This is a genomic window from Olivibacter sp. 47 (assembly GCF_030372825.1).
GTDB lineage: Bacteria > Bacteroidota > Bacteroidia > Sphingobacteriales > Sphingobacteriaceae > Olivibacter > Olivibacter oleidegradans.
Genome location: NZ_JAUCNR010000001.1, coordinates 2,528,653 through 2,552,957, shown reverse-complemented (window position 1 = coordinate 2,552,957; position 24,305 = coordinate 2,528,653). Strand labels below are relative to the sequence as shown.

The following is a 24,305-nucleotide window of genomic DNA, read 5'->3' as shown; positions in this document are numbered from 1 at the left end:
AAGGGACTAACATAACAACAGCAGACAAGCCATTTTGTTAGTCCCTAAACACAAATTAGTCCCTACATACGCTCGGGGACCTGAATTCCAAGTAACCTCATCGCTTTTTGTATGACGGTTGCCGTTGCTGCTGATAGGTTGAGCCTAAATTCTTTTAAGCTCTTCTCTTCCGCTTTTAGGATAGACACCTCGTGATAGAATTTATTATAAAGTTTGGCAACTTCATAGACATAATTGGCTATCACTGCAGGGCTATAATCCGCCGCAGCGCCTTTAACAATGTCCGTAAATTTCGCTAATTCTTTAATCAAGTCCCGCTCAGATGCTTCCAAACTCATTGGCTGCACGCTAAAAGGAGTAGTTCCATAGTTGCCCTTTGTTAAAACCGATTTTATACGTGCATGTGTATATTGAATAAAAGGTCCGGTGTGCCCCTGAAAATCGATGGACTCATTGGGATCAAATAGCAAGCGCTTTTTTGGCTCCACCTTTAGAAGAAAGTACTTCAAGGCACCCAAACCAATCATTTCATACAGCCCCCCCTTCTCCTCCTCCGAGAAATCATCCACTTTTCCCAGCTCTTCAGTCCTTAGCTTCGCCGTATCAATCATTTCCGCCATTAAATCATCAGCGTCCACCACGGTCCCTTCTCTCGACTTCATCTTTCCTGAAGGCAAATCTACCATGCCATACGAAAGATGATAAAGACCTTCGGCCCACGATTTACCTAGCTTCTTCAAAATCAAAAAGAGCACTTTAAAATGATAATCTTGCTCGTTGCCAACCACATAAATGGAGTTGTCCATACGATAATCATCGTATTTTAACTGAGCGGTACCCAGATCCTGTGTAATGTAAACGGAGGTACCATCTCCACGCAAAACAAGTTTTTGATCAAGGCCATCGGCCGTTAAATCAATCCAAACAGAATTATCTTCTTTTCTAAAAAATACACCTTTAGATAAACCCTCTTCGATAATATCTTTTCCTAAAAGGTATGTGTTCGATTCATAATAAACTTTATCAAATGTTATCCCCATCTTTTCATAGGTTTCTTCAAACCCATCATAAACCCAGCTGTTCATTCGTTTCCACAAATCTATTACTTCATCATCTCCGGCTTCCCATTGACGAAGCATCTCTTGTGCTTGCAACATTAAGGGAGCTTCTCTCTTTGCCTCTTCTTCACTTTTTCCCGCCGCCTTCAGCAAATCCACTTCCTTTTTGTATTCCTTGTCAAAAAGCACATAATAATTGCCAACCAACTTGTCACCCTTTAGTCCGGCCGATTCAGGTGTTTCTCCTTTGCCGTACTTCTCCCAGGCAAGCATCGACTTGCAGATGTGAATACCCCGATCATTAACCAAATTAGTCTTTATAACCTCATAGCCGGCCGCCTCAAGAATGGCTGCAACCGAAAAACCAAGTAAGTTATTACGCACATGCCCTAAATGAAGCGGCTTATTTGTGTTTGGCGAAGAATACTCTACCATTACACGTTTTCCGTTTTTCGGAATTTCTCCAAAATCCGGTTTTGAAATTTCTGTATCCAGAAGCTGAAGCCAAAAACTATCCGTCAAACTTAAATTCAAGAATCCCTTGATCACGTTATATGAAGCTATTTCAGCGGCGTGGGCAACCAAGTAATCACCGATTTCGCTTCCTGTCTGCTCGGGTGACTTTTTAGAATATTTGGTGAATGGAAAGGTTACAATAGTGACTTGTCCTTCAAATTCTTTTCTGGTTTCCTGTAAGTTAACTGATTTTTCATCAACTTTTACTTGATATAAATCTTTTATAGCTTGAAATGTTAATGATGCAATAAAATTCATGCGCCAAACTTAGAGAAAATATCGGAATTTTATATTTAAAAAATAAACGCTAATTTGCAGCAATGCATAGCATATCCCGATATGCTGATGCATTTTGGAGTCTATCGGTTATGAACACCCACCGGGTCAAACTATAATACCTAGTAATATAAACCACACATGAAACCGCTCATTAACGTCAATTCAGAAATTGGCACGCTTCGCAAATTACTTGTTCATAGTCCCGACAGTGGATTGGGACAAGTCGTGCCCTCTAAAGCCCAAGACTGGCTTTTTGAAGACATTGTCCATTTAAACACTTTACGAAAAGGAGAATACGACTATTATATAAAGTTATTATTGTACTTTTTAGACGCTCAAAAAATAAAAGGAAAGCTAAAACATATTGATACACCGGAACAAGACCGTGCATTCTTTAAACCGGATGCGAAAGCATTCCATCGCTCCGACAAAGTGATTGAAGTACAATCACTGTTGGCAGACATATTGGAAGATCACAATGTTAGAACTAATCTTGTCGCAGCAGTCTGCGCCATCGAAGGCTGTAATTACCGATTGCAGCAACTCTTGTCAAAAAAAGACCCTATTAAATTAGCCAAAATTATTCTGTCCGGATCACTAGACGACGAACATATGATTTTTGCTCCCATCCCCAATCTTATCTTCACCCGTGATCTAGGCATCGTTATTAACCGTTTTATTTTGCTCAATAAGCCCGCCAAAAAAGCGCGGGGCCGTGAAAGCATGATCATGCGGTATATATTCTTCAACCATTCTATATTTAAAGACTTTCAGGAGACTATCCTTGAAATTCCCGACCCTATACAACATTTTCTTCGTCCCGGTGAAGACGAAGAAAAGCGCGCCACATTGGAGGGCGGCGATGTAATGGTGGTTAGTTCTAATCACGTCCTTATTGGCTGTAGCGAACGGACATCTCCACATGGTGCCAATGAAGCTATTAAGTTGTTTTTTAAACATAAAGTAGTAGAAAAGGTAACGGTCATTAAGATCCCTGCAAAACGCGACTTTATGCATATTGATACGATTTTCACACAAGTAAAACGTAATGTATGGGCTGTTCTGGCATCCGTGGCTAAACCTACCCCAAGTAAGGACGAAGAGCCACTCGATTTCTTTACGGAACCTGAACAGCAAACAGCGGAAATCATTCAGTTTTATAGCGATAAAACCCTGAAAACAAGACGTTTTCCATCATTGGAAGAACTTTTGGATGATATAAGTAGAAACGACTTAAACAGTACGGAAAAAACGCAATTTATCTATAGTGGAAACAACGTCTTCCCTTTTGACGCGCGCGAACAATGGACAGACTCTTGTAATTTACTTGCTTTGAAGGAAGGTGTGGTATTAGGTTACGACCGAAATGATAAAACTATTCAAGCCTTTTTAGAGAAAGGTTTTCAGGTTAAGGAGGTTGCCAAAGTCATAGAAGAGTTGGAACTTGATATCCTCCATATTAATCAGATAGAAAACACGCTTATCCTCTTACCTTCGGCGGAATTGTCAAGGGCCCGCGGCGGCTTTCATTGCATGAGCCTGCCTTTGCTACGAGATGACATCCACTAAAACACTTTCCTATGAGCCTTACCAGCCAGATTATGATGATTAGACCCGTAAACTTCAATTATAATGAAGAAACGGCCGTAAACAACAAGTTTCAGCAAGCTACACCAAACGCTGATGTACATACGCTTGCCTTAGCTCAATTTGAAAGAATGGTTTCCTTATTGGAGAAAAACGGTGTGGACGTACAGGTAATTGAAGATACACGGGAAACATTTACGCCCGACTCCATCTTTCCAAACAATTGGATATCTTTTCACGAAGATGGCTCTGTTATACTTTATCCAATGTTCGCCGAGAACCGCAGAAAAGAAAGAAGACAGGATATTATTGACATGCTTTCGAATATTTATGAAATAAAGAATACGATTGACCTCACACACTTTGAGCATAAGCACCTCTTTCTTGAGGGCACGGGCAGCATGGTACTTGATCGGCATCATCATATTGCATATATGTGCGCATCTCCAAGAAGTTCGACGGACGCTTTATATGAATTTTGCAAACAAATGCATTACATGCCATTAATATTCGATGCCGTGGATAAACACGGCTTCGCTATCTACCATACCAATGTTATGATGTGTATAGGCAATAACTTCGCAGTAGTTTGTGAAGAAGCGATAAAATCGCTTGATCAAAGGGCTCAGGTGATAAAAAGCTTGGCACAGACGGAGAAAGAAATTATTGGCATATCGCTCGACCAAATGGAGCATTTCGCAGGTAATATGCTGCAAATAAAAAACAAATACAATGAGTCACTGTTAATCATGTCTGAACAAGCTTATTTGTCACTGAATAAAAAACAGTTGAAATGTCTGGAAAAATATGCACAGTTGCTTTATTCCCCCCTTGATGTGATTGAAAAGAATGGTGGGGGAAGCGCTCGATGCATGATGGCCGAAATATTTTTACCTCCTAAAAAAAGCCTTATTTAACAAGCTAATAGACTTCTTATTTTCTTGACATCAATTTTATAAAAATCTGATGCTATATATCGATTTAAAATTACATTTTTGCAAAAATTTTAACTAAGATAAATGCAAAGCTATCAGGAATTTCTTGACCTAAGTGTTGGTTTTCCGCAAGACGGATTTGACATCATTGATGATGAGCTCTATTTTCATGATTTAAACTTGATGGAAATGATAGAGACATATGGTACCCCTCTAAGGTTTACCTACCTTCCCATTATCAGTAAAAAAATCCAACAGGCGAAAATTCTCTTTCAAACTGCTATTCTGAAAAACAACTATCGAGGATCTTATAAGTATTGCTATTGTACAAAGAGCTCGCATTTTAGACACGTTGTGGAAGAAGCCCTTAAAAATGACATTCACCTGGAAACATCTTCTGCTTTCGATATGCCGATGATCGATGCCTTGGAAAAAAAGGGAGTTGTATCGAAAGATATTACAGTGATTTGCAACGGTTTTAAAACTTTCCAGTATAAGCAATATATTGTAGATATGTTGCACGATGGGTTTAAAAACATCATACCCGTGTTGGACAACAAGGAGGAGTTCAACCTTTATGATGACGAAGTTGAATTAGACGAGCCTTGTAACCTTGGTATCCGAATTGCAGCCGAAGAACAGCCCGACTCGCAATTTTATACGTCTAGATTGGGAGTCCGGATGGAGGACATTCTTGATTTTTACAACAATAAAATTGTTCATAACCCGAATTTCAAAGTCAAGTTGTTGCATTTCTTTATCAATTCCGGTATTTCTGACACGCCTTATTATTGGAACGAGCTCGAAAAGTATGTAACACTTTACTGCAAGTTTAAGAAAATAAATCCCGATTTAGATACCTTAGATATTGGAGGCGGTATGCCTTTTAAAGATTCATTGGTACACGACTTTGATTATGAATACATGGTTAACGAAATCGTTAATCGGATCAAAGAAATATGCGCATTGCATGAGGTAATGGAGCCGGATATCATCACTGAATTTGGCAAGTATACGGTGGCCGAAGCCTCAGGCATCCTTTATAAAGTGTTAGGAAGAAAGCAGCAAAATGACCGCGAAAAATGGCTGATGCTCGATGGTTCTTTCATTACAAACTTGCCTGATGTTTGGGCATTAAATCAGAAATACATTCTTTTGCCGATCAATAATTGGGATTCGGAATACGAACGCGTCAATTTAGGTGGTATTACTTGTGACGGACAGGACTATTATAATCAGGAAGCACATATGAATAATGTGTTTATGCCAAGAACCCGAAAAGTACAATATTTGGGCTTCTTTCATACAGGTGCTTACCAAGAGGTATTAAGCGGTTACGGCGGGATACATCATTGTTTGCTCCCTTCTCCCAAACATGTGATCATTCGTCGCAATCGTGATGAAACGTTCAATTTTGAAGTCTTTGGAGAAGAACAAAACTCTAAGCAAGTACTAAAAATATTAGGTTATCATTAATCATTATAAATTAGCTGGAAAATAAGCCGGCTAATTTATAATTCTTTTAACAATTCTGAGTCGATGTGTATACTTGTTTGATTCTCTTGAAAATATCCCGGTATTATCAATCTGATCAATTTTTACTCTTCCGGATGCGTGGATAATCTCAGACTCATTTAATAATATCCCTACGTGGATAATCTTTCCTTCGTCATTATCAAAAAAAGCCAGATCTCCTAATCTTCCTTCCTGAAGGAAGTCGACAGTCTTTCCTTGTTCTGCCTGCTGCCAGGCATCTCTTTTTAGGCGAACACCAAAATGCTTATAAAATAATTGGACATATCCTGAACAATCAATTCCAAAGACGGATCTGCCGCCCCAAAGATAAGGTGCGTTCAGATAAAATCTAAGCACATCTTCTGCTTCTTGTTCAAAATCTTCCAAATCGGGTAATCGAGATAGCCCCAGAAAGAGGTAATCAGTATCATTAATACGGAAGCTATCGTTGTCCAAAAAAGGCAACGTGCTGCCAGGCAACAAGTGAAGGCTTTCCTCCTTACCCAACTTTAGTAGCATCGCATGGGTAGATAAGTCTGCTATCGGCTGTTCTTCATTTTGTATAGCGTTAAAGTCTTTCGCTGACAGCGAAACTTGCTGCCTCCCGTCAATCCACCCTTCGTAATCATCGTATCCCATTTTAACATATAGGTACTCGTCTTTTTTTTCTAAAACTTCAAAGACTTCACCAAACAGTAATTGAGAAACAATTTCGCTTTTATTGCCGCCTTCAGCCCGTACCGGTATGACGGGTAAATTACAAATTCCATACACCATGGTACACACAAATCATTGTATATGCAAACTTAGATAAAATGCCTTTACAATACAATCGGTTTTGCACACATAAACACCAAAACTTTCATCTATCTCAAATGTTATATGTTAACAACACAAAGCGATTATGATAGATTCATCATTAACAATAAGGACACAGCGTATTTTAATCGCTGTTGAAGACAGTAAATACTCTGAAAAAGCGGTTCGCTATGGTTATCACTTAGCCCAAGCTTTCAACGGTGAGGTAGCCCTGGTACATGTCATCGATCCGCCAACAAGCAGTACTTATGGGGCTGTCGATCCAATCATGGGTGTCAACCCGGTTTATATACCTGAAATTAACGAGGTGCAAGAGCAAGCATCAACAGATTTATTAAATAGATTAGCCTCGCTTTGGCCGAATGGCGAACAGCATGTGACAAAAATTAGTAAGTTGGGTCAACCGAGAAAGGAGATATTGGAAGCCGCTAATGAGTGGCAGGCAGACTTAATAGTGCTCGGGACTCATGGAAGAACAGGATTCGATCATTTTATCTCAGGAAGTGTCTCTGAAGGAGTGGCAAGACACGCGATTTGCCCTGTAGTGATCGTTCCTTATAAGGACGACGATCATTAAGAACTCATTTATGAGGAAGAGCAGCTAACAAATGGTTACCTGCTCTTCTTCGCTTGTCACTAGCCTTCGGCGTGCAACCAAGCCTTTTTAGCCAGTAATTCTTCCTGGGTTTCACGAACATCCTCGTCATCTACACAACAATCTACCGGACACACAGCCGCACATTGCGGCTCATCATGAAAACCCACACATTCCGTACACTTATCTGATACTATATAATAGATTTCATCTGATAAAGCTTCCTGAGCTTCATCAGCATCCAATGTGGTCCCATCTCCAAAATCAATTACTCCGTGCAGCTCGGTACCATCGGAAAAACGCCATGCCATACCTGCATCGTATATCGCATTATTAGGGCATTCCGGTTCACAAGCTCCGCAGTTAATACACTCATCAGTAATTTTAATTGCCATTATCTTCTTAAAAAATCCGTTTATACTTTATTTTTGCAAATATTACTTTTTCAACAATAATCTACAAATTTAGTAGTTTTTTGTCAAACATGGTAGTATTTTTATTGCAAATATAACATTTAAAAAGTTTTTCCACTTTGAAGAATCACAATTTGACAAGCCATCAACGCATCGCCGCCTTTTCTGCACTGGGCAACTATATGGAAACGGCGTCAGATAGCTTACACGCAATCATCGAACAAGCAGGATATCATAACAGTTGGTTTACACCGGCTAATACAAAAAAGGCACTCCATGCTATTGCCAAAACGCTGGTTAAACCGGTCTTAGCCGACTGGATACAACCTTACTTGCCTGACATCGATCCCATGTCCGGAAAAACGGTGGGACTGGTTCTCGCAGGGAATATACCTTTGGTAGGCTTTCATGATATATTAACAGCGTTAATAGCAGGTTTTAAAGTTCAAATAAAACTGTCTTCTGACGATAAGTACTTGATTCCACATCTATTGGACAAGTTAATTGAATTTGAACCGGCATTTAAACAACACATTAGTTTGGTAGACAGACTTCAGCGTTTTGACATGATTATTGCAACAGGAAGTAATAATACCGCTCGCTATTTCGAATACTATTTCAAGAATGTACCTCACATTATTAGAAAAAACAGAAATAGCGTAGCTGTTATTTGGGGTGATGAAACAAAAGCCGAACTGTCAAATATCGGCTACGACCTCTTCGACTATTACGGCTTAGGGTGTAGAAATGTTTCTAAACTTTATTTTCCTAAAAATTATGAAATCAGTTACTTCTTTGAGGCTATCGAAACCTTTAGTACGGTTATCAATCATCATAAATACCATAACAACTACGACTATAATAAGTCAATTTATTTGGTAAATGGCGACAAGCATTACGATAATGGCTTCCTGTTGCTTAAAGAGGATCAACGCTTAGCATCTCCATTAGCTGTAGCTTATTACGAACACTATAATGATATAGAAAGTTTAACCGCACAATTAAATGAAAGAAATGAAGAAATCCAATGTATTGTAACTAACAGAAAATTGACCACCATTGCGCCATCCTTTTCTTTAGGTAAAAGTCAGGAGCCTGCATTGGACGATTATGCTGATGGTGTTAATACTTTAGCTTTTTTATTGAGCAACAAATAGGGATGAAAAAATAAAGCACTATACGAACGCGCTCATTCCGGTAATCGCCCTCCCAACAATAAGGGAGTTAATTTCTTTGGTTCCTTCATATGAGTAGATCGCTTCAGCATCGGCAACGAAACGAGCCACATCATGCTCCAAAAGGATACCGTTCCCGCCCATCACTTCTCGGGCCTGTCCTACGATGTCACGTGTTCGTAACGAGCAAAAAACCTTTGCCAAGGAGGCGTGCTCATCCTTTAATTGCCCGGCATCCTGTAGCTCAGAAAGGCGAAAAACCAGCGTTTGCATAGCTGTTAAATTAGAAAGCATCTCCACTAAATGATTTTGTATTAATTGAAAAGAAGCTATCGGCTTGCCAAACTGCTTTCTTTTCCGGGTGTAATCGAGCGCGCTCTCATAAGCTCCACGTGCACATCCAACCGCCATCCAAGCCACCCCTGCACGGGTCATACGCAATACATTGGCCGTATCTTTAAAAGAATTAGCGTGAGGTAAACGGTCTTTTTCTTCAATTACACAGTCCTTTAAAGTGATTAGCCCATTTTGGACAATTCTTAATGCCATTTTCCCTTTTATTTTTTCGACGGAAAAGCCTGGTGTATCTTTTTTCAAAATAAAGCCCTTCACCTGGCCATCATCCAAATCGCGCGCCCATATAACAATAAGATCAGCAAAAGTTGCATTTCCAATCCATTTCTTCTGCCCGTTCAACACCCATCCCTCCACCGTTCGCTTACAGGTTGTCGTTAAACCACCGGCGGCACCTGAACCAACTTCCGGCTCTGTTAAGCCGAACGCACCTATTTTCTGCATTTTATTCATCTGCGGCAACCACGCTCGCTTTTGCTCTTCAGAGCCACACAAATAAATCGATCCCATTGCCAAGCCGCTCTGAACCCCGAAAAAAGTTGCTATGGAAGCATCTACCCGAGCCATTTCCATGGCCAATACACCCTCCATTAAAAATGATTTATTCGGACAACCATAACCGTTATAAGTAATGCCCGCCAAACCAAGTTCGCCAAATTTAGGAATCAGCTCAAATGGGAACTCGTCATGCAACCAGTATTTATTCACCAAGGGTTTTACTTCTTGTTCCATAAATTGGCGTATTCGGAGTTGCAAAGCACGATCTTCTGCACTTAATCGGTCGCTTAGCTCATAAAAATCCCCATTAATCGGAGGTAGCTCTTTCTTTTTCCCGTCGCCGTCCATCATTTTCAAAAGTCCCTTCAACTGATTGTCATCTAATTTTGAAAAACCATCCATCACTTTAACGAGGTCAACTTTTTGGGAGATTTTTGATAACTGATCAAAATCAATATGCTTGAGCAAACGAAAGGCTTCTTTTATTTTAGTGAACGTATTTGACATATTTTCAGGTTTTTAGAATATGATAACAAAATAAAGAAGAAAGTGTTTAACACCTCACTTTCTTCCATTCATAAAGCTTACCGCAGATTAAAGAGGTTATCTACGCCTAATAATCTCTTACAAGTAAAACCCTCGGCGTATTTAGCTCCGATATACTTGCCATATTCTCTAGCCCGGGCTTCGATTATATTTAAGAAGTCCGGATTAGATATATAGGTTTGCGGCTCTTCAACAGCATAATCTTCATTAAAAAACTGCGATTTGAAAGCACGAATACTTTCAATCTTCTGATCCCAATAATCACTCACATCTACAACAATATCCGGCTTAATATAATGATCTTGGATGAGCTGCAATAGAAGCCTCGGACGATGAGGTTCCTGATAGGTTTCATCTACCTTTGTTTCGATTCGTCGCAGTCCCGATAAAAAGCAAGCATCTGTTATTAATTCACCCGCTCTCCCATGATCAGGGTGCCTGTCATATAAAGCATTTCCAATGATAATCTCAGGTTGATATTTTCTAATGGCTTTTATGAGTTCAAGTTGCTCATACTCTTCATTTTTGAAAAAACCATCTCGCAGGCCCAAATTCTCTCTAGCACTCAGTCCAAGTATAATACTTGAATCCGCAGCTTCCTTCGCTCTGCTCTCAACGGTGCCTCTTGTACCTAATTCGCCTCGCGTCAGATCAACTATACCCACCCTTTTTCCTAGTGCAACATGCTTTAAAATAGTACCCGAACATCCCAGCTCTGCATCATCGGGATGTACAGTAATTACTAATATATCTAATTTCACGTGTTATTATTTTATATTACCTAATGTGCATTTATTACAGAAACCGTTCTATTTTCCGAATCAAGCGTCTCGATAAGGGCTGCGTGAAACTATAAAAATAGTCAACAACACGCCCCTCTCTATCGATTAGATATTTATGAAAGTTCCACAGCGGCTTGCTATTGATTCGGCCATTCAACAATTTATCGCCAAGAAACTTGTACAATGGATGGGCATCATGGCCCTTCACTTTGATACGATCATAAACTGAAAAACTTAACTTTTGCTCAATACTACAATAATGCTGCAATGCCATACCACTCAAACGCTCCTGACTTCCGAAGTCATTTGAAGGAAAGGCCAATATTTCAAAGCCTCGATCTTTATAGCGTTCATAAAGCTTTTCCAATTGTTGATATTGGGGCGTAAAGCCACAAGCACTGGCTGTATTTACGACTAATAAAACCTTGCCTTGATAAATGTTAAAATCAACCACGGAGCCATCAGGCTTCATTGCACAAAATTGGTATATAGCATCCATTAATAGAAGTAACGATTGTTGTTGGCGTAGTTCCGGATAATAGTTTCTATTTCGCGGTCTTCGTCAGGGTCATAGGTATTCTTTAAATTATGACCAAATATTTTCGCCACAGACTGATAAAAAAAAGCAGATACTCCACCCCTTAGCTCTTTCACTAGCTCGTAGCTGGAATTACCCGTTTGTCTATTGATAAGTTTTATTAATATTTCCCCTTGAGATACCGACATGTTTTTTATCTCTCGGTTAAACATCGCTTTAATCTCTTTCTCGCAATCTTTGATAAGCCTTTTTTGATCCTTTTTTTTGGGCGTTACCGCTAGATCGCGCTGTAATTTATCATAACGGTCTTCTGCAAATTTGGCATACGGAAGTACTTTTAAGACATTATACTTTAAGCGATTATATCGAGCTCTGTCTGCCGGTGTTTTAAAAATCCGATAATCGGTAATCACGACCTCCCTCAATAAAATCCAAGGTATCCGTTCACCGTCAACAATGGTTGTTGGCAACATAATTGGCGTGATATTTGAGGCATTGTTAGAAGTATTAGCTAAACTATCTTTATTAACCTGCTGTGCCAAGCCCTCTCTACCAAAAAAAAGCAGTAAATAAATTAACATTAAACGTAAAAATTTCATAGATTTAGCTCTTACTAAACTTCCAATAAAGTTAAATAAAAATTGACGACTAATACAATTTTTATTAAACCTTCCGAGACATTTACAATCTCAAAGGTAGGAAATAAATTTTTTGCATATAGAATAGATATTTACGAAATTGAGGACCATGAAGGAATTAGTGATTGATTTAGAGGCTGAGAAAAAAGAGATCTTAAAACGGTATCGGGCGTTATTGCGAGCTTGTAAGCCCACCTTGCAAAAGGGTGACAAGCAGATGATCCGGAGGGCATTTGATATGGCCTTGGAAAACCATAAAGATATGCGCAGGAAATCCGGAGAGCCCTACATTTACCATCCAATCGCTGTTGCCCAAATTGCGGCAGAGGAGATTGGGCTGGGTACTACTTCCATCGTTTGTGCTTTATTACACGACGTGGTGGAAGATACCGATATTACTTTAGATGAAATTGAAAACAAATTCGGCAAAAAAGTAGCTAAAATTATTGATGGCTTAACCAAAATCTCAGGAATCTTTGATCCGAATAGCTCTATACAGGCAGAGAATTTCAGGAAGATGCTCCTTACCCTTGCCGATGATGTACGGGTGATTCTAATTAAATTAGCGGACCGACTGCACAATATGCGAACCATGGAATTCATGGCCCGTGATAAGCAGCTGAAAATCGCTTCTGAAACAAGCTATCTATATGCACCTCTTGCCCATCGTTTAGGTTTGTATGCTATTAAATCGGAACTGGAAGATCTTTCCATGAAATATACAGATCCTGATACATACAAGTTCATTGCAAGAAAATTAAATGAGAAGAAAGCGGAACGTGAACGTTATATACAGGAATTTATTGGCCCTATTCAGGAAATATTGACGGAGCAGGGAATTAGAGCCAGTGTTTTTGGCCGTCCTAAATCCATTCATTCTATTTGGAATAAGATGCGGAAAAAATCTATACCTTTTGAGGAGGTATACGACTTATTTGCAATCCGTGTTATTATTGACACAACACAGGAAATGGAAAAGGCAGAATGTTGGAAAGCCTATTCCATTGTCACGGATCTATACAGACCTAATCCTGATCGATTGCGTGACTGGATCTCTTCACCTAAAGCAAACGGTTATGAATCTTTGCATACCACCGTTATGGGACCCAAAGGTCAATGGGTTGAAGTACAGATCCGCACCAAACGGATGAATGAAATTGCAGAAAAAGGCTTTGCTGCACATTGGAAGTATAAAGAATCAAACTCCGATAGTGGTCTTGATCAATGGATACAGAAAGTAAGAGATATTTTGAGTAACCCTGAATCCAATGCCTTGGACTTTGTTGATGACTTCAAAATGAATCTCTTTTCAGATGAAATATTCATTTTTACCCCGAAAGGGGCCCTTATTCAGCTTCCTTTAGACGCTACCGCTCTCGACTTTGCTTTTGAAATACATTCCGATTTAGGCGCAAGTTGTATTGGAGCGAAAGTAAATCATAAACTGGTACCCCTTTCACACAAGCTTTCCAATGGTGATCAAGTGGAGATTATCACCTCCAATAAACAAACACCCAAGGAAGATTGGCTGAATTTTGTTGTTACGGCAAAGGCTAAGTCAAAAATAAAATCTGCATTAAAAGAAGAAAAGCGGCGCATAGCGGAAGATGGAAAGGAAATCCTGGAAAGGAAACTTAAATCGATTAAGATTACCTATAACACCGATAATCTCAATAAATTAAGCTCGTTTTTAAAGCTGCCATCTACACAGGAATTGTTCTATAAAGTAGCTAAAGGTGAAATTGACCTAAAACAACTGAAGGAATTTGCAACGGCTGAAAAGTCCGTGGATACTTCAAGCGGAGCCAGTACTAAAATCGAACAACATGTTGACGGCTTACTTAGAAAAGTAGACAAAAAGGATAAAGAAACCTTATTGATTGGCGATGATTTTCAGAAACTCGATTATACACTTTCGGCTTGCTGTAATCCTATTCCAGGAGATGATGTATTCGGTTTTGTAACGGTTAACGATGGTATAAAAATTCACCGCACGAATTGCCCCAACGCGTCTAAATTAATGGCCAATTACGGTTACCGCATCGTGAAAGCCAAATGGACCTCTCAACAGGAATTAGCGTTCCTTACCGGTTTACGCATTGTAGGTATTGATGATGTCGGATTGGTTAACCGGATTACTACGGTTATTTCCCAAGATTTTAAAATCAACATTCGATCGATTACAATCACCAGTAATCAAGGTATTTTTGAAGGATCGATCATGGTGTATGTAAATAATACGGAGCACTTAGATAGCTTGATCAAAAAACTAAAGCAGATTAAAGGCATTACGGGTATTACACGTTTTGATTCAGAGGGATAACGGTAATGGGTTAAATGACCGACAACTGACACCTGGTAACTAAGCACCTAATAGCTCCCGGCTACGAGCTCACATGCTAGCTTTATAAACTGAATGTCAAGGATAACCGCGAAGTTCTTATATACTTTTGGGTTATTTGCATATAACAAGCAATTTAGCTAAGTTTGTACATAATTAAGGATTATTATGTCTACAGCAGAAACAACAAGTATGGTCAGAAAGATTTTCGAGGCATACCTCGAAAATAAAAGCTTGCGCAAAACTCCTGAGCGCTTTGCCATCTTGGAAGAGATATACTCAAGAAACGACCATTTTGATGTGGAATCCCTGTATATCCACATGAAAAATAAAAAATACCGAGTGAGCAGAGCTACCGTTTACAATACATTGGAGCTTTTGGTATCTTGCGACCTGGTGACGAAACACCAATTCGGTAAAAATATGGCCCAATTTGAAAAATCATATGGGTATAAGCAACACGATCATATTATCTGTATCGAATGCGGTAAAGTTGTTGAATTCTGCGACCCCAGAATTCATCAGATACAAAGCATGATGGGAGAGCTTTTAAAGTTTGACATCAAGCATCACTCATTAAATCTATATGGGGTTTGCAGTGAGTGTAACGAAAGCTGCCCTAAAACCGAAGCAAACCAAAGCCGAAATAAAGAGGTTGTTTCAGTTTAGCAATGTACTGTATAATACAATATTTCGAGGTGTTCAAAAAGAAGCATTTCAATTGCTGTCTGTTATCAAAGAAGTGAGCTATTAATTAAACGCTTTATTAGCTCGAAGATAACACTCTTTTTGAGCACCTTTTTTTTGTTTCTCCTATAAATTATTAATTAAACGACATACAATAACAAATCATGATGAAAGTCGATGTGCTTTTGGGCCTACAATGGGGCGACGAAGGTAAGGGTAAAATTGTGGACGTCCTAACGCCACAGTATGATTTAATTGCCCGTTTTCAAGGCGGACCGAATGCCGGACATACACTGGAATTTGACGGGCAAAAATACGTACTGAACACCATTCCCTCCGGCATATTCAATAAAAACACGTTAAATCTAATCGGTAATGGCGTCGTTATCGATCCCATTATTCTCAAAAGAGAGCTTGAAAATTTAAAAAAAAGCGGGTTCGATCCGCTTGCAGAAGGAAAATTGGTGATTGCTCGTAGGGCACACCTTATATTGCCTACGCATCAATTACTCGATGCCGCTTCCGAAAGTAAAATGGGAGCTGGAAAAATTGGATCCACCTTAAAAGGGATTGGACCAACTTACATGGATAAAACCGGGCGCAATGGCATACGTGTGGGTGATACTACCTTACCCGATTTTGAAGAACGCTACCAAAAGCTCGTCGAAAAACACAAAAGTATCCTTTCACATTATGGTGAGATTCCCAACTTTGACGAAAGAGAACAAGCTTTCTTTGAGGCTATTGAATACCTGAAAGCTATTCCTCATGTTGATAGTGATCAATTGGTCAATAATTATCTAAAGGATGGTAAAACGGTATTGGCAGAAGGAGCTCAAGGGACACTATTGGATATTGATTTTGGTTCCTATCCTTTCGTTACGTCTTCTAATACTACAACTGCCGGGGCTTGCACCGGTCTAGGTGTTGCGCCAAAAAATATTGGTCAGGTCATTGGAATTTTCAAAGCCTATTGCACGCGGGTGGGTGGTGGCCCCTTCCCTACGGAGCTGGAAAATGAAACCGGCGAAAAGTTGCGTCAAATCGGACATGAATTTGGAGCCACAACAGGTAGATCTCGTCGGACAGGCTGGATTGACCTTCCCGCATTACGCTACGCGATCCAGCTGAATGGTGTAACTGAATTGGTGATGACCAAGGCCGACGTATTAAGTGGATTTGAAGAAGTGAATGTATGTACGCGCTATATACATAATGGAGAAAAGATCGATTACATGCCATATGACATCAATACGTTAAAACCTGAACCTGTTTATGAAACCCTAAAAGGGTGGAATGAGGATATTACCGGTATCACTTCGGTTGGTCAAATCCCTACAGCATTAAAGGAATATATTCAATATCTGGAAAAACAATTAGGTGTCAAAATAAAATATTTATCAGTAGGCCCTGATAGAATGCAAACGCTTATTTTGGATTAACCGAGATGACATCCACAGAATATCAGATCGATGATATTGTTAACTTTACAAAGAAAGCCCTTCAATGGGCTTCTTTATTTAATACAGCCTGCTGTTTGGTCAGCCAGGGCGAGCATGATGACGCCTATAGTAAATTTGACGCACTGATCGCCGCAGATGTATTACATGACTTCAAAGATGGTCACGCAGATAGCTTTCAAGCTTTGCAGGCATTCATCAAGGATCATCCCGCGCAATGGGTTCCCGGATTTTTAGCCTATGATCTGAAAAACGAAATAGAGGCCCTACATACCGCCCACCCAAATGAACAGGAAACGCCTAACGCCTATTTTTTCGTACCGAAACATTTGCTACATATTAAAGGCAATACAGTTATAATCCAAAGCGAAACACCATCCGAGATTTATAATGGGATCGTAAATACCCTATTCGTTCCGCCTTCTTTTGTTTTCACAGGAACTGTACAGGCTAAAATGTCTAAGGAGAATTACATAAATGTATTCCAAAAATTACTGCGGCATATTCATCAAGGAGATATTTACGAGGTGAATCTTTGTCAGGAATTTTTTGCCGAAGATGTTGTCCTTACACCAATAGAGGCTTTTCTTCAATTGAGCGAACTATCCCCCACCCCTTTCTCTGCTTATTTCAAAACGGGGGAGCATCACATTATATCGGCTTCTCCGGAAAGGTTTCTGGCGAAAAGAAACCGCTTGTTAATCTCGCAGCCTATTAAGGGAACGGCACCTCGTGGAAAAACGGAGGAGGAAGACATTGCATTAATCAACAAACTTAAAACTGATGGAAAAGAAATCAGTGAAAATATCATGATCGTAGATTTGGTACGAAATGATTTAACGAGAAGTGCTGAACCGGCTTCTGTCAAAGTAAAGGAGCTGATGGGCGTTTATAGTTTTAAACAGGTACATCAACTTATTTCTACGATCACTGCAGTGGGGAGAGAAAAATTAGAGAATACAACCGGTATTCGGAATACATTTCCCGCCGGTTCAATGACGGGTGCTCCCAAAGTGAGCGCGATGCGATTAATAGACAGGTATGAGTCTAGTCGAAGAGGCCTATATGCTGGCAGTATTGGTTACTTTGCGCCTGATGGAGATTATGACTTCAACGTCGTAATTCGTTCCCTTTTATACAATGCTCATAAGAAAAGGCTTTCCTTCCACGTTGGCGGGGCAATAACTGCCGGAGCAGATGCCTTGACCGAATACGAAGAGTGCCTGCTAAAAGCGCGGGCTATCCAGGAATTGTTAGGTACTCAAATTTAACCTTAATCATAAACATGGCCGCATCCGTCGTCTCTTCATCCCTCCCGCAAGCTAAGACACCTTACTTTTTATAATACCGCATCGCTTCCGGAATCAGTCTTTGAATATCAGCAATACGCCTTTGATCACTAGGGTGTGTACTTAAAAATTCAGGAGGTTTCTGTCCGCCTGCCCGGGAAGACATTCGTTGCCAAAACGCCGTCGCTTCATTCGGATTATATCCTGCCATCGCCATAAAGGTTAATCCCATTCGATCGGCTTCGCTCTCTTGATTTCTCGAGTATTTTAGTAATGCCACTTGGCTACCTACACCATATAACTGGCTGACAAGGACTTGTGTTAATTGAGATTTTTTGGATGTCGCTAATCCCACCCCGACGCCAATACCTTGGGCAGCCATCACATTAGAGGCCCGTTCAGATGAGTGCCTTGCAATTGCATGCGCAATTTCGTGCCCCATGACAGTAGCTAAACCGGCTTCGTTTTCCGTAACCGGTAAAATTCCTGTGTATACAGCTACTTTACCGCCCGGCATACACCAAGCATTCACTTGTTTGTCGTCAATTAAGTTAAACTCCCAACTAAACTGGTATTGATCAGCATATCCCTGCTGTTGTAAGTAAGTTTCTACGGCCCGTGCTATTTTACGGCCCACATTCTGTACCAATTGTGCATTAGCTGTACCTTTTATAACTTTGGTTTTCGGGTCGCTTAAAAGCTCGCGATAAGCAAGCGTCGCCTGTTGTTGCATCGTTTTATCGTCTACCAAACTTAATTGCTTTCTTCCCGTTAAGGGTACGGTAGAACATGCTGCAAAAAAAACGAGTAAAAGTAATGAACCAAATAATTTAGTTTTATTCCAATTCATAATGATGATTATATTTGAAAAACACAGCAATTGTTGTGCCGATATGACGACTTTACGTATTCTTCTTTTTAAACAATGTGATTTTTGATTCCTTGCCTTTCAGTAGTCGCTCAATATTCTTTTGGTGTGTAACAAGTATAAGCGCGCAAATACACATACCATATAATAACAACGACTTATAGGGTGTTTGAAAAACAAAAACGATGCTAAAAGGAAAAGTAAAACCAGCTAAAATAGATCCCAAGGAAACGTAACGGGTAAGCATCAGCACACAGATAAAAACACCTACACATAATAAAGCTGCTTGTAAATGCACGGCCAGTACCATTCCAAATAATGTCGCAACCCCTTTCCCGCCCCGAAATCCGGCAAACAGAGGGAATAAGTGTCCCATAACGGCGATTACCCCTAACGCAAGTTGGTAATTAATAAAGAGTACAGAACTTGTAGGTCCGGTAATGGAAACACCGATAAAGTAAGCTAAATTTGTTGCAGTCCACCCCTTCAGAATATCGATAATCATAACAGCAACGCCGGCTTTGGCACCTAGGACCCTGAACGTATTAGTAGCTCCTGCGTTTCCGCTGCCATATTCCCTTACATCTACGCCATAAAAAGATTGTCCGAGCCAAACGGCTGTTGGTATGGATCCAAAAAATACGCAACCAGAAGTGCAATAATGGCATTAATCGATGTCATCGGGTACAATGATACTAAAAAGGAAAATCTTATTAGTAAAAAATCTTAACTTTAGTTAACAATCTGAGCTTTCAAACTCATATCAAGGCTCTTAACGGAATGCGTTAAAGCGCCTATAGAAATATAGTTAACGCCGCAATCCGCAAATTGTTTAGCATTTTCAAGGGTGATGCCTCCAGATGCCTCTGTTATAAACCTTCCGTCAACTAAATTCACCGCACGCTTTAACGTTTTGAAATCAAAATTATCCAATAAGATCCGATCAACACGACCAAAATCAAGTACAGCTTGAAGTTCCTCCAAATTTCGGACCTCAATCTCTATCTGGATTGCTTTTTTCAAAGATCGTTTATATTCATGTGCAGCCGATAAAGCAGCGGCAATTCCCCCTGCATAGTCCACATGATTGTCTTTGATCAATATCATATCATATAGGCCAAAACGGTGATTAACGCCTCCGCCTATACGCACCGCCTCTTTCTCTAAAAAGCGAATTCCCGGTGTCGTTTTTCGTGTATCAAGCACTTTTGTCTCTGTGCCTTCCAACAGCTTCACAACCTTATGAGTTGTTGTTGCAATACCGCTCATCCGCTGCATCACATTAAGTACTAAACGTTCTGCTATTAAAATGGAATGAATACTGCCTGCTACGAATAAGACAATATCACCAACGGCAACTTCACCACCATCGTTCTGTTGAATGGTGATTTGCAAGGAGGGATCTACTTCGCGGAAAATAGCAACAGCTACCTCTACCCCTGCTAAAATCCCGTCTTCCTTAATTATTAACTTGGCAATTCCCTGCTTTCCGGACGGAATGGTAGACAAAGAAGTATGATCGCCATCGCCAACATCCTCCTGCAGCGCCTGCTTTATAAAGTCACTAAGTTGTTTCTTATCTATTGTGCTCATATTGTAAATCGGCTCCAAACCTAGTGAAAATTTCGTGAATAGAAAAAGTTTTATAACGCTCTTTGACTGTCCTATGCAATGATGAATTTGTTTCGATATTATTTTACCACATCAATACGTATGTCCGTAATTAAAAATTTGGAGTTGAAATTTTTGAGAGACAGGGAAACCCTAAACTTCTCGGTGGAGGAGATCAATTCAACGACAGCATAACGGTTGCTGGCATTTGTTTCCATTCTATGAAGAATTTTTCCACTTCTAAATATATGTCTGTCAAAAAAATTGTGGAGTAATATTTCAGCCTGGTTTTTTGAATAGGTGTTACTTTCTTCCAATAAAGAAAGACTTACCGTACTGGACAAATAAAAGGATAACTCCTTACTGTTCCCGGTTCTAAAGCAATTTGTAATATTATCAATCAAATCGTCTATACGGGAATAAACAACATGAGACTTTAGGTTGGTAAAAAAAAGAAGCAATATAATACACGCACTTTTCATCATCCCGACAGATAAGAATTTAGCTCAATTATGTTAACACTTGCAATTATGTACATTTTATAGCACGATACTTTCTGCTGCATATTGCAGCTAAAAGCATGCCATTTTGTCTATTTTTTTGTCAAGGCACACCTATTTACCAATATTTAAAAAAAATTGAGCAAAGGATCATTTTTTGTATTAGGTTTGTGAAAAGAGAAAACAAAATAAAAGAATAGCAAAAATGAAGAAAGCAATGCTCATAATTCTTGACGGTCTTGGTTACGGCAAGAATGATGATTCCAATGCGGTAAAAGCCGCCAATACACCCTTTTTAGATCATTTATTAAGTTCATACCCGCACTCCAAACTGGAGGCGTCCGGTGAAGCTGTTGGTTTACCGAACGGACAGATGGGAAATTCAGAAGTAGGACATATGAACTTAGGTGCTGGCCGTATTGTATATCAAGAGCTTGGCCGTATTCATAAAGCGGTAGAAGACGGCGAACTAAATCAAAATACTATTCTTCAACAGGCATTTGCCTACGCCAACACTGAAGGCAAATCGGTACATTTTATCGGCTTGGTTTCTGACGGCGGAGTTCACGCACATACCAAACATCTTCGCGGTTTATGTGATGCAGCTGAAAACGCAGGCTTAACGGAAAATGTCTTTATCCACGCCTTTTTAGACGGTAGAGATACCGATCCACACTCGGGTGTAAATTATATTGCCGAATTAGAAAAGTATTTGGCAGGTCGCCGGGCAAAGCTTGCCTCTGCAATCGGGCGTTATTATGCAATGGATAGAGATAACCGATGGGAAAGGGTGAAAGAAGCCTATGATCTCCTGGTTCACGGACAGGGAACGGCAAGCAAAAATCTGATTGATGCAATTCATGCTTCTTATGCGGACGGCGTGACTGACGAGTTTGTAAAGCCAATTGTCAAAGTCGATGAAACAGGCAAACCATTAGCAACTATTCAAGAGGGAGATGTAGTTATCTGTTTTAATTTCCGAACAGATCGTGGGCGTGAAATTACGATAGCGCTAACTCAAAAGGCCTTTCCTGAGTACAATATGACGCCTTTGAATTTAAAGTATATTACAATGACGTCGTATGATGAGACCTTTAAAAATGTGGAGGTGATCTTTCAAAAAGACGATATTACCGAAACTTTGGGAGAAGTACTGGAAAAAAATGGTAAGACGCAAGTACGTATAGCCGAAACAGAAAAGTATCCGCACGTAACTTTCTTTTTTTCAGGCGGCAGAGAAACGGAGTTTGTTGGTGAATCAAGAATATTGATCCCTTCTCCAAAAGTAGCAACCTACGATTTGCAACCGGAGATGAGTGCACAAGGTATTGCGGACGCTATTTGTAAAGAAATAGAAAGCAATCATCCGGATTTCGTTTGCTTAAACTTTGCAAACCCCGATATGGTTGGCCATACGGGTGTCTTTAGTGCGGTTGTAAAAGCTGTTGAAACGGTGGATAATTGCACCAAACAAGTAGTGGAAAAAGGTTTACAAGAAGGTTATTCTTTTATAATCATTGCTGACCATGGAAATTCAGAATATATGATAAATGAAGATGGTTCACCTAATACCGCACATACAACCAACTTAGTACCTTGTATTCTAATTGACAAAGATTACCGGCACATAAAAGATGGTAAATTGGGTGATATAGCTCCGACTATCCTGACGCTGTTAAATATTTCGGTTCCTCAAAAGATGACGGGTGAAGTACTCGTTTCCTAATAAAACTAAAATTGCACAGACGAGCGATGAAAGAGCGAAAGCAGTGACCTCAGCTGTGCAATTTTTTATTAACTTCGCGCCTGTATTGGAGAATCTCAGGTGTTTATCTTTCGCATGAAATATTTCCCTTCCCTCACACTACCTATGCTTGCGCTCTTTATGGGCATATCTTGTTCGTCGGACAATGGAGAAATGAAGGTCACTCATCCCCCCTACTTCGACTTGATTTCCTATTTTAAGCAAGAAGCACAATTTTTGCAGAAAAAAAATCCTTTGATCCTTAAAACCGTAGGTAAAAATGAGCAGCGCGAACAAAAGAAGCTAAGGCTAGGCGACTGGCAAAGAGAATTTGAGCTCTTTTCCTCATCTGATATCAACAAGCCGGATTGGCTGCAAAGTTATCGGATCGATTCGGCAGACGGAAAGTTAAGTTACCGTGCGAAGGCGCCCCGGCTTCGAACAAAGCAAATAACCATTTACAAGGATCCTAAAGGTACGGTTAGACACATTCAAATCCTCAACGGAGAAAAAAATTGGCTGTATGAATCGTCTGAACGACTTGATTATTTTCCAGATTCCCTTTATGAGATAGAGAAAGAACAGTCTATCCGAATAATAGGTCGCAACAATTATATCATTACCGGAAGAATCTTATAATTACCAAAAAGCAAAAGGCCTTAGCACTGTTGTGCTAAGGCCTTTTAAAGCCTGTTAATTAGCTATTTAGACAGGTTACTCTTGTAAATCTTCACCTTCTTAATTTCTTTTGCTAAATCTTCTCTTTTAGCATTTGCGCTCAACACGTGCTGTAAATCGTCTATACTTTTTTGATAAGCTTCAGCAGCTTGATCTTTGTCGTAAACAGCGGTAGAATTAGTTCCTTGTAATATCCCTAAGTCGCGATAGGCCATTCCTCTACTTTGGTAATAAGACAAATCATCCGGATTAAGTCTTATAGCATTGGTAAAATCATCGATACTTGCTTGTAACATTTTGCTGCGCTCAGTTTCATTCAATTTACTCTCACTTTGAACAGCTAAGGTGTTCCGTGCTTTGCCTCTCCAATAATAAGCTGAAAAGTTATTTGGGCTCTGGCTAAGAAGTTTTGTAAAAGAAGTAATGGCCTTATTATAATCAGCACATCTGATCTGCGAATATCCCAACATGTAAGTAACAAGTGTATCCGGATTTTTCACTTTTTCTAAAGCATTTACTGCCGCTTTAAAATCCCCATCCATAATCGCCTTATTTCCCAAACGAACGTAGGGATTACTGGATGACGATTGTGACTGAGCGGCTACAGCGCTTACGGAAAAAATAAAAACTCCCAGTAACACCAACTGTTTCATTGATTTACCAAAATTCATAAATTGATAGCGTCTAATGTTCATTAATTAAATTTCTTTTATTCCTTGGGAGGCTATTATGACACCTTGCATAAAGCCTAAAGGTTTATCCCTCTCTAAGATAGCAATCTCATTGCCATTTCGACACAAAAATAAACTAAAAAATGTGTATTTTATTGTATCGCATTAAATATTATTCATTTACAGGCTTTTAAATTTTATTGTAGTA

General features: G+C 39.7%; 22 protein-coding genes and 1 pseudogene. 11 read left to right on the top strand and 12 right to left on the bottom strand.

The window, feature by feature from the left end:
* Positions 1 to 62: 62 nt before the first annotated feature.
* Entirely contained in the window at positions 63 to 1,832 is a 1,770-nt protein-coding gene (gene argS / locus QT327_RS10990; protein WP_289552901.1) for an arginine--tRNA ligase, read from the bottom strand.
* 159 nt (positions 1,833 to 1,991) lie between these two features.
* Here argS and QT327_RS10985 point away from each other — a divergent pair, with 159 nt between their 5' ends.
* The 3 genes from QT327_RS10985 to QT327_RS10975 all read left to right on the top strand — a co-directional run bounded on the left by QT327_RS10985 (position 1,992) and on the right by QT327_RS10975 (position 5,851).
* A complete protein-coding gene (locus tag QT327_RS10985; protein ID WP_289552900.1) occupies positions 1,992 to 3,422 on the top strand; it encodes an arginine deiminase family protein in 1,431 nt (476 codons plus the stop codon).
* A gap of 11 nt (positions 3,423 to 3,433) precedes the next feature.
* Positions 3,434 to 4,357 carry a citrulline utilization hydrolase CtlX gene (gene ctlX, locus QT327_RS10980; RefSeq protein ID WP_289552899.1) on the top strand — a complete coding sequence of 308 codons (924 nt, stop codon included), beginning with the start codon at positions 3,434 to 3,436 and terminating at the stop codon, positions 4,355 to 4,357.
* A 102-nt stretch (positions 4,358 to 4,459) separates the two neighbouring features.
* Positions 4,460 to 5,851, top strand: coding sequence for an arginine decarboxylase (locus tag QT327_RS10975; RefSeq protein ID WP_013666270.1), 1,392 nt, complete (start codon positions 4,460 to 4,462; stop codon positions 5,849 to 5,851).
* Between the two features lie 30 nt (positions 5,852 to 5,881).
* Here QT327_RS10975 and QT327_RS10970 read toward each other — a convergent pair whose 3' ends face one another.
* Positions 5,882 to 6,667: a C40 family peptidase gene (locus QT327_RS10970; RefSeq protein ID WP_289552898.1), complete on the bottom strand. Its 786-nt coding sequence runs from the start codon at positions 6,665 to 6,667 to the stop codon at positions 5,882 to 5,884.
* A gap of 127 nt (positions 6,668 to 6,794) precedes the next feature.
* On the opposite strand from QT327_RS10970, the gene QT327_RS10965 reads away from it, so the two are divergent.
* The gene (locus QT327_RS10965) at positions 6,795 to 7,286 is read left to right on the top strand and encodes a universal stress protein (RefSeq protein WP_013666268.1); all 492 of its coding nucleotides are present in this window, start codon (positions 6,795 to 6,797) and stop codon (positions 7,284 to 7,286) included.
* Between the two features lie 59 nt (positions 7,287 to 7,345).
* Here the strand turns inward: QT327_RS10965 and QT327_RS10960 are convergent, their stop codons facing one another.
* Positions 7,346 to 7,699, bottom strand: coding sequence for a 4Fe-4S dicluster domain-containing protein (locus tag QT327_RS10960; RefSeq protein ID WP_013666267.1), 354 nt, complete (start codon positions 7,697 to 7,699; stop codon positions 7,346 to 7,348).
* 137 nt (positions 7,700 to 7,836) lie between these two features.
* Between QT327_RS10960 and QT327_RS10955 the strand changes: the two genes are divergently transcribed.
* Positions 7,837 to 8,874, top strand: coding sequence for an acyl-CoA reductase (locus QT327_RS10955; RefSeq protein ID WP_289552897.1), 1,038 nt, complete (start codon positions 7,837 to 7,839; stop codon positions 8,872 to 8,874).
* Between the two features lie 18 nt (positions 8,875 to 8,892).
* Here QT327_RS10955 and QT327_RS10950 read toward each other — a convergent pair whose 3' ends face one another.
* The 4 genes from QT327_RS10950 to QT327_RS10935 form a co-directional block, all read right to left on the bottom strand.
* Positions 8,893 to 10,251: an acyl-CoA dehydrogenase family protein gene (locus QT327_RS10950; protein ID WP_289552895.1), complete on the bottom strand. Its 1,359-nt coding sequence runs from the start codon at positions 10,249 to 10,251 to the stop codon at positions 8,893 to 8,895.
* Between the two features lie 77 nt (positions 10,252 to 10,328).
* Complete coding sequence (gene bshB1, locus QT327_RS10945) at positions 10,329 to 11,051, bottom strand: bacillithiol biosynthesis deacetylase BshB1 (RefSeq protein ID WP_013666264.1); 723 nt, start codon at positions 11,049 to 11,051, stop codon at positions 10,329 to 10,331.
* 34 nt (positions 11,052 to 11,085) lie between these two features.
* Positions 11,086 to 11,571, bottom strand: a complete 486-nt coding sequence (locus tag QT327_RS10940; RefSeq protein WP_289552894.1) for a glutathione peroxidase — start codon at positions 11,569 to 11,571, stop codon at positions 11,086 to 11,088.
* A complete protein-coding gene (locus QT327_RS10935) occupies positions 11,571 to 12,209 on the bottom strand; it encodes a DUF4294 domain-containing protein (RefSeq protein WP_013666262.1) in 639 nt (212 codons plus the stop codon). Before QT327_RS10935 ends, QT327_RS10940 begins: the two co-directional genes overlap by 1 nt.
* Before the next feature lie 148 nt (positions 12,210 to 12,357).
* Between QT327_RS10935 and QT327_RS10930 the strand changes: the two genes are divergently transcribed.
* The 4 genes from QT327_RS10930 (at position 12,358) to QT327_RS10915 (ending at position 18,007) form a co-directional block, all read left to right on the top strand.
* Positions 12,358 to 14,571: a RelA/SpoT family protein gene (locus QT327_RS10930; protein ID WP_013666261.1), complete on the top strand. Its 2,214-nt coding sequence runs from the start codon at positions 12,358 to 12,360 to the stop codon at positions 14,569 to 14,571.
* A 186-nt stretch (positions 14,572 to 14,757) separates the two neighbouring features.
* Positions 14,758 to 15,258, top strand: a complete 501-nt coding sequence (locus QT327_RS10925) for a Fur family transcriptional regulator (protein WP_013666260.1) — start codon at positions 14,758 to 14,760, stop codon at positions 15,256 to 15,258.
* Positions 15,259 to 15,443: 185 nt separating this feature from the next.
* Positions 15,444 to 16,718: an adenylosuccinate synthase gene (locus QT327_RS10920; protein WP_289554425.1), complete on the top strand. Its 1,275-nt coding sequence runs from the start codon at positions 15,444 to 15,446 to the stop codon at positions 16,716 to 16,718.
* A 5-nt stretch (positions 16,719 to 16,723) separates the two neighbouring features.
* A complete protein-coding gene (locus tag QT327_RS10915) occupies positions 16,724 to 18,007 on the top strand; it encodes an anthranilate synthase component I family protein (RefSeq protein ID WP_289552893.1) in 1,284 nt (427 codons plus the stop codon).
* A 61-nt stretch (positions 18,008 to 18,068) separates the two neighbouring features.
* Here QT327_RS10915 and QT327_RS10910 read toward each other — a convergent pair whose 3' ends face one another.
* From QT327_RS10910 to QT327_RS10895, 4 genes and pseudogenes are all read right to left on the bottom strand, one after another.
* A complete protein-coding gene (locus QT327_RS10910) occupies positions 18,069 to 18,875 on the bottom strand; it encodes a M48 family metallopeptidase (RefSeq protein WP_013666257.1) in 807 nt (268 codons plus the stop codon).
* 52 nt (positions 18,876 to 18,927) lie between these two features.
* A pseudogene (plsY, locus tag QT327_RS10905) lies at positions 18,928 to 19,574 on the bottom strand (glycerol-3-phosphate 1-O-acyltransferase PlsY).
* 51 nt (positions 19,575 to 19,625) lie between these two features.
* Positions 19,626 to 20,486: a carboxylating nicotinate-nucleotide diphosphorylase gene (gene nadC, locus QT327_RS10900; protein ID WP_289552891.1), complete on the bottom strand. Its 861-nt coding sequence runs from the start codon at positions 20,484 to 20,486 to the stop codon at positions 19,626 to 19,628.
* 98 nt (positions 20,487 to 20,584) lie between these two features.
* Positions 20,585 to 20,989: a DUF4783 domain-containing protein gene (locus tag QT327_RS10895; protein ID WP_289552889.1), complete on the bottom strand. Its 405-nt coding sequence runs from the start codon at positions 20,987 to 20,989 to the stop codon at positions 20,585 to 20,587.
* A gap of 220 nt (positions 20,990 to 21,209) precedes the next feature.
* Here QT327_RS10895 and gpmI point away from each other — a divergent pair, with 220 nt between their 5' ends.
* Complete coding sequence (gpmI, locus tag QT327_RS10890; protein ID WP_289552887.1) at positions 21,210 to 22,730, top strand: 2,3-bisphosphoglycerate-independent phosphoglycerate mutase; 1,521 nt, start codon at positions 21,210 to 21,212, stop codon at positions 22,728 to 22,730.
* 114 nt (positions 22,731 to 22,844) lie between these two features.
* Entirely contained in the window at positions 22,845 to 23,387 is a 543-nt protein-coding gene (locus QT327_RS10885; protein ID WP_289552886.1) for a hypothetical protein, read from the top strand.
* 62 nt (positions 23,388 to 23,449) lie between these two features.
* Here QT327_RS10885 and QT327_RS10880 read toward each other — a convergent pair whose 3' ends face one another.
* Positions 23,450 to 24,121: a tetratricopeptide repeat protein gene (locus QT327_RS10880; RefSeq protein WP_013666251.1), complete on the bottom strand. Its 672-nt coding sequence runs from the start codon at positions 24,119 to 24,121 to the stop codon at positions 23,450 to 23,452.
* Between the last annotated feature and the right edge of the window lie 184 nt (positions 24,122 to 24,305).

Coding starts and splice junctions, on each gene's coding strand:
- argS (WP_289552901.1), bottom strand. CDS start 1,832: ATGAATTTTATTGCATCATTAACATTTCAAGCTATAAAAGATTTATAT.
- QT327_RS10985 (WP_289552900.1), top strand. CDS start 1,992: ATGAAACCGCTCATTAACGTCAATTCAGAAATTGGCACGCTTCGCAAA.
- ctlX (WP_289552899.1), top strand. CDS start 3,434: ATGAGCCTTACCAGCCAGATTATGATGATTAGACCCGTAAACTTCAAT.
- QT327_RS10975 (WP_013666270.1), top strand. CDS start 4,460: ATGCAAAGCTATCAGGAATTTCTTGACCTAAGTGTTGGTTTTCCGCAA.
- QT327_RS10970 (WP_289552898.1), bottom strand. CDS start 6,667: ATGGTGTATGGAATTTGTAATTTACCCGTCATACCGGTACGGGCTGAA.
- QT327_RS10965 (WP_013666268.1), top strand. CDS start 6,795: ATGATAGATTCATCATTAACAATAAGGACACAGCGTATTTTAATCGCT.
- QT327_RS10960 (WP_013666267.1), bottom strand. CDS start 7,699: ATGGCAATTAAAATTACTGATGAGTGTATTAACTGCGGAGCTTGTGAA.
- QT327_RS10950 (WP_289552895.1), bottom strand. CDS start 10,251: ATGTCAAATACGTTCACTAAAATAAAAGAAGCCTTTCGTTTGCTCAAG.
- QT327_RS10940 (WP_289552894.1), bottom strand. CDS start 11,571: ATGGATGCTATATACCAATTTTGTGCAATGAAGCCTGATGGCTCCGTG.
- QT327_RS10935 (WP_013666262.1), bottom strand. CDS start 12,209: ATGAAATTTTTACGTTTAATGTTAATTTATTTACTGCTTTTTTTTGGT.
- QT327_RS10930 (WP_013666261.1), top strand. CDS start 12,358: ATGAAGGAATTAGTGATTGATTTAGAGGCTGAGAAAAAAGAGATCTTA.
- QT327_RS10925 (WP_013666260.1), top strand. CDS start 14,758: ATGTCTACAGCAGAAACAACAAGTATGGTCAGAAAGATTTTCGAGGCA.
- QT327_RS10920 (WP_289554425.1), top strand. CDS start 15,444: ATGAAAGTCGATGTGCTTTTGGGCCTACAATGGGGCGACGAAGGTAAG.
- QT327_RS10915 (WP_289552893.1), top strand. CDS start 16,724: ATGACATCCACAGAATATCAGATCGATGATATTGTTAACTTTACAAAG.
- QT327_RS10910 (WP_013666257.1), bottom strand. CDS start 18,875: ATGAATTGGAATAAAACTAAATTATTTGGTTCATTACTTTTACTCGTT.
- nadC (WP_289552891.1), bottom strand. CDS start 20,486: ATGAGCACAATAGATAAGAAACAACTTAGTGACTTTATAAAGCAGGCG.
- QT327_RS10895 (WP_289552889.1), bottom strand. CDS start 20,989: ATGATGAAAAGTGCGTGTATTATATTGCTTCTTTTTTTTACCAACCTA.
- gpmI (WP_289552887.1), top strand. CDS start 21,210: ATGAAGAAAGCAATGCTCATAATTCTTGACGGTCTTGGTTACGGCAAG.
- QT327_RS10885 (WP_289552886.1), top strand. CDS start 22,845: ATGAAATATTTCCCTTCCCTCACACTACCTATGCTTGCGCTCTTTATG.
- QT327_RS10880 (WP_013666251.1), bottom strand. CDS start 24,121: ATGAACATTAGACGCTATCAATTTATGAATTTTGGTAAATCAATGAAA.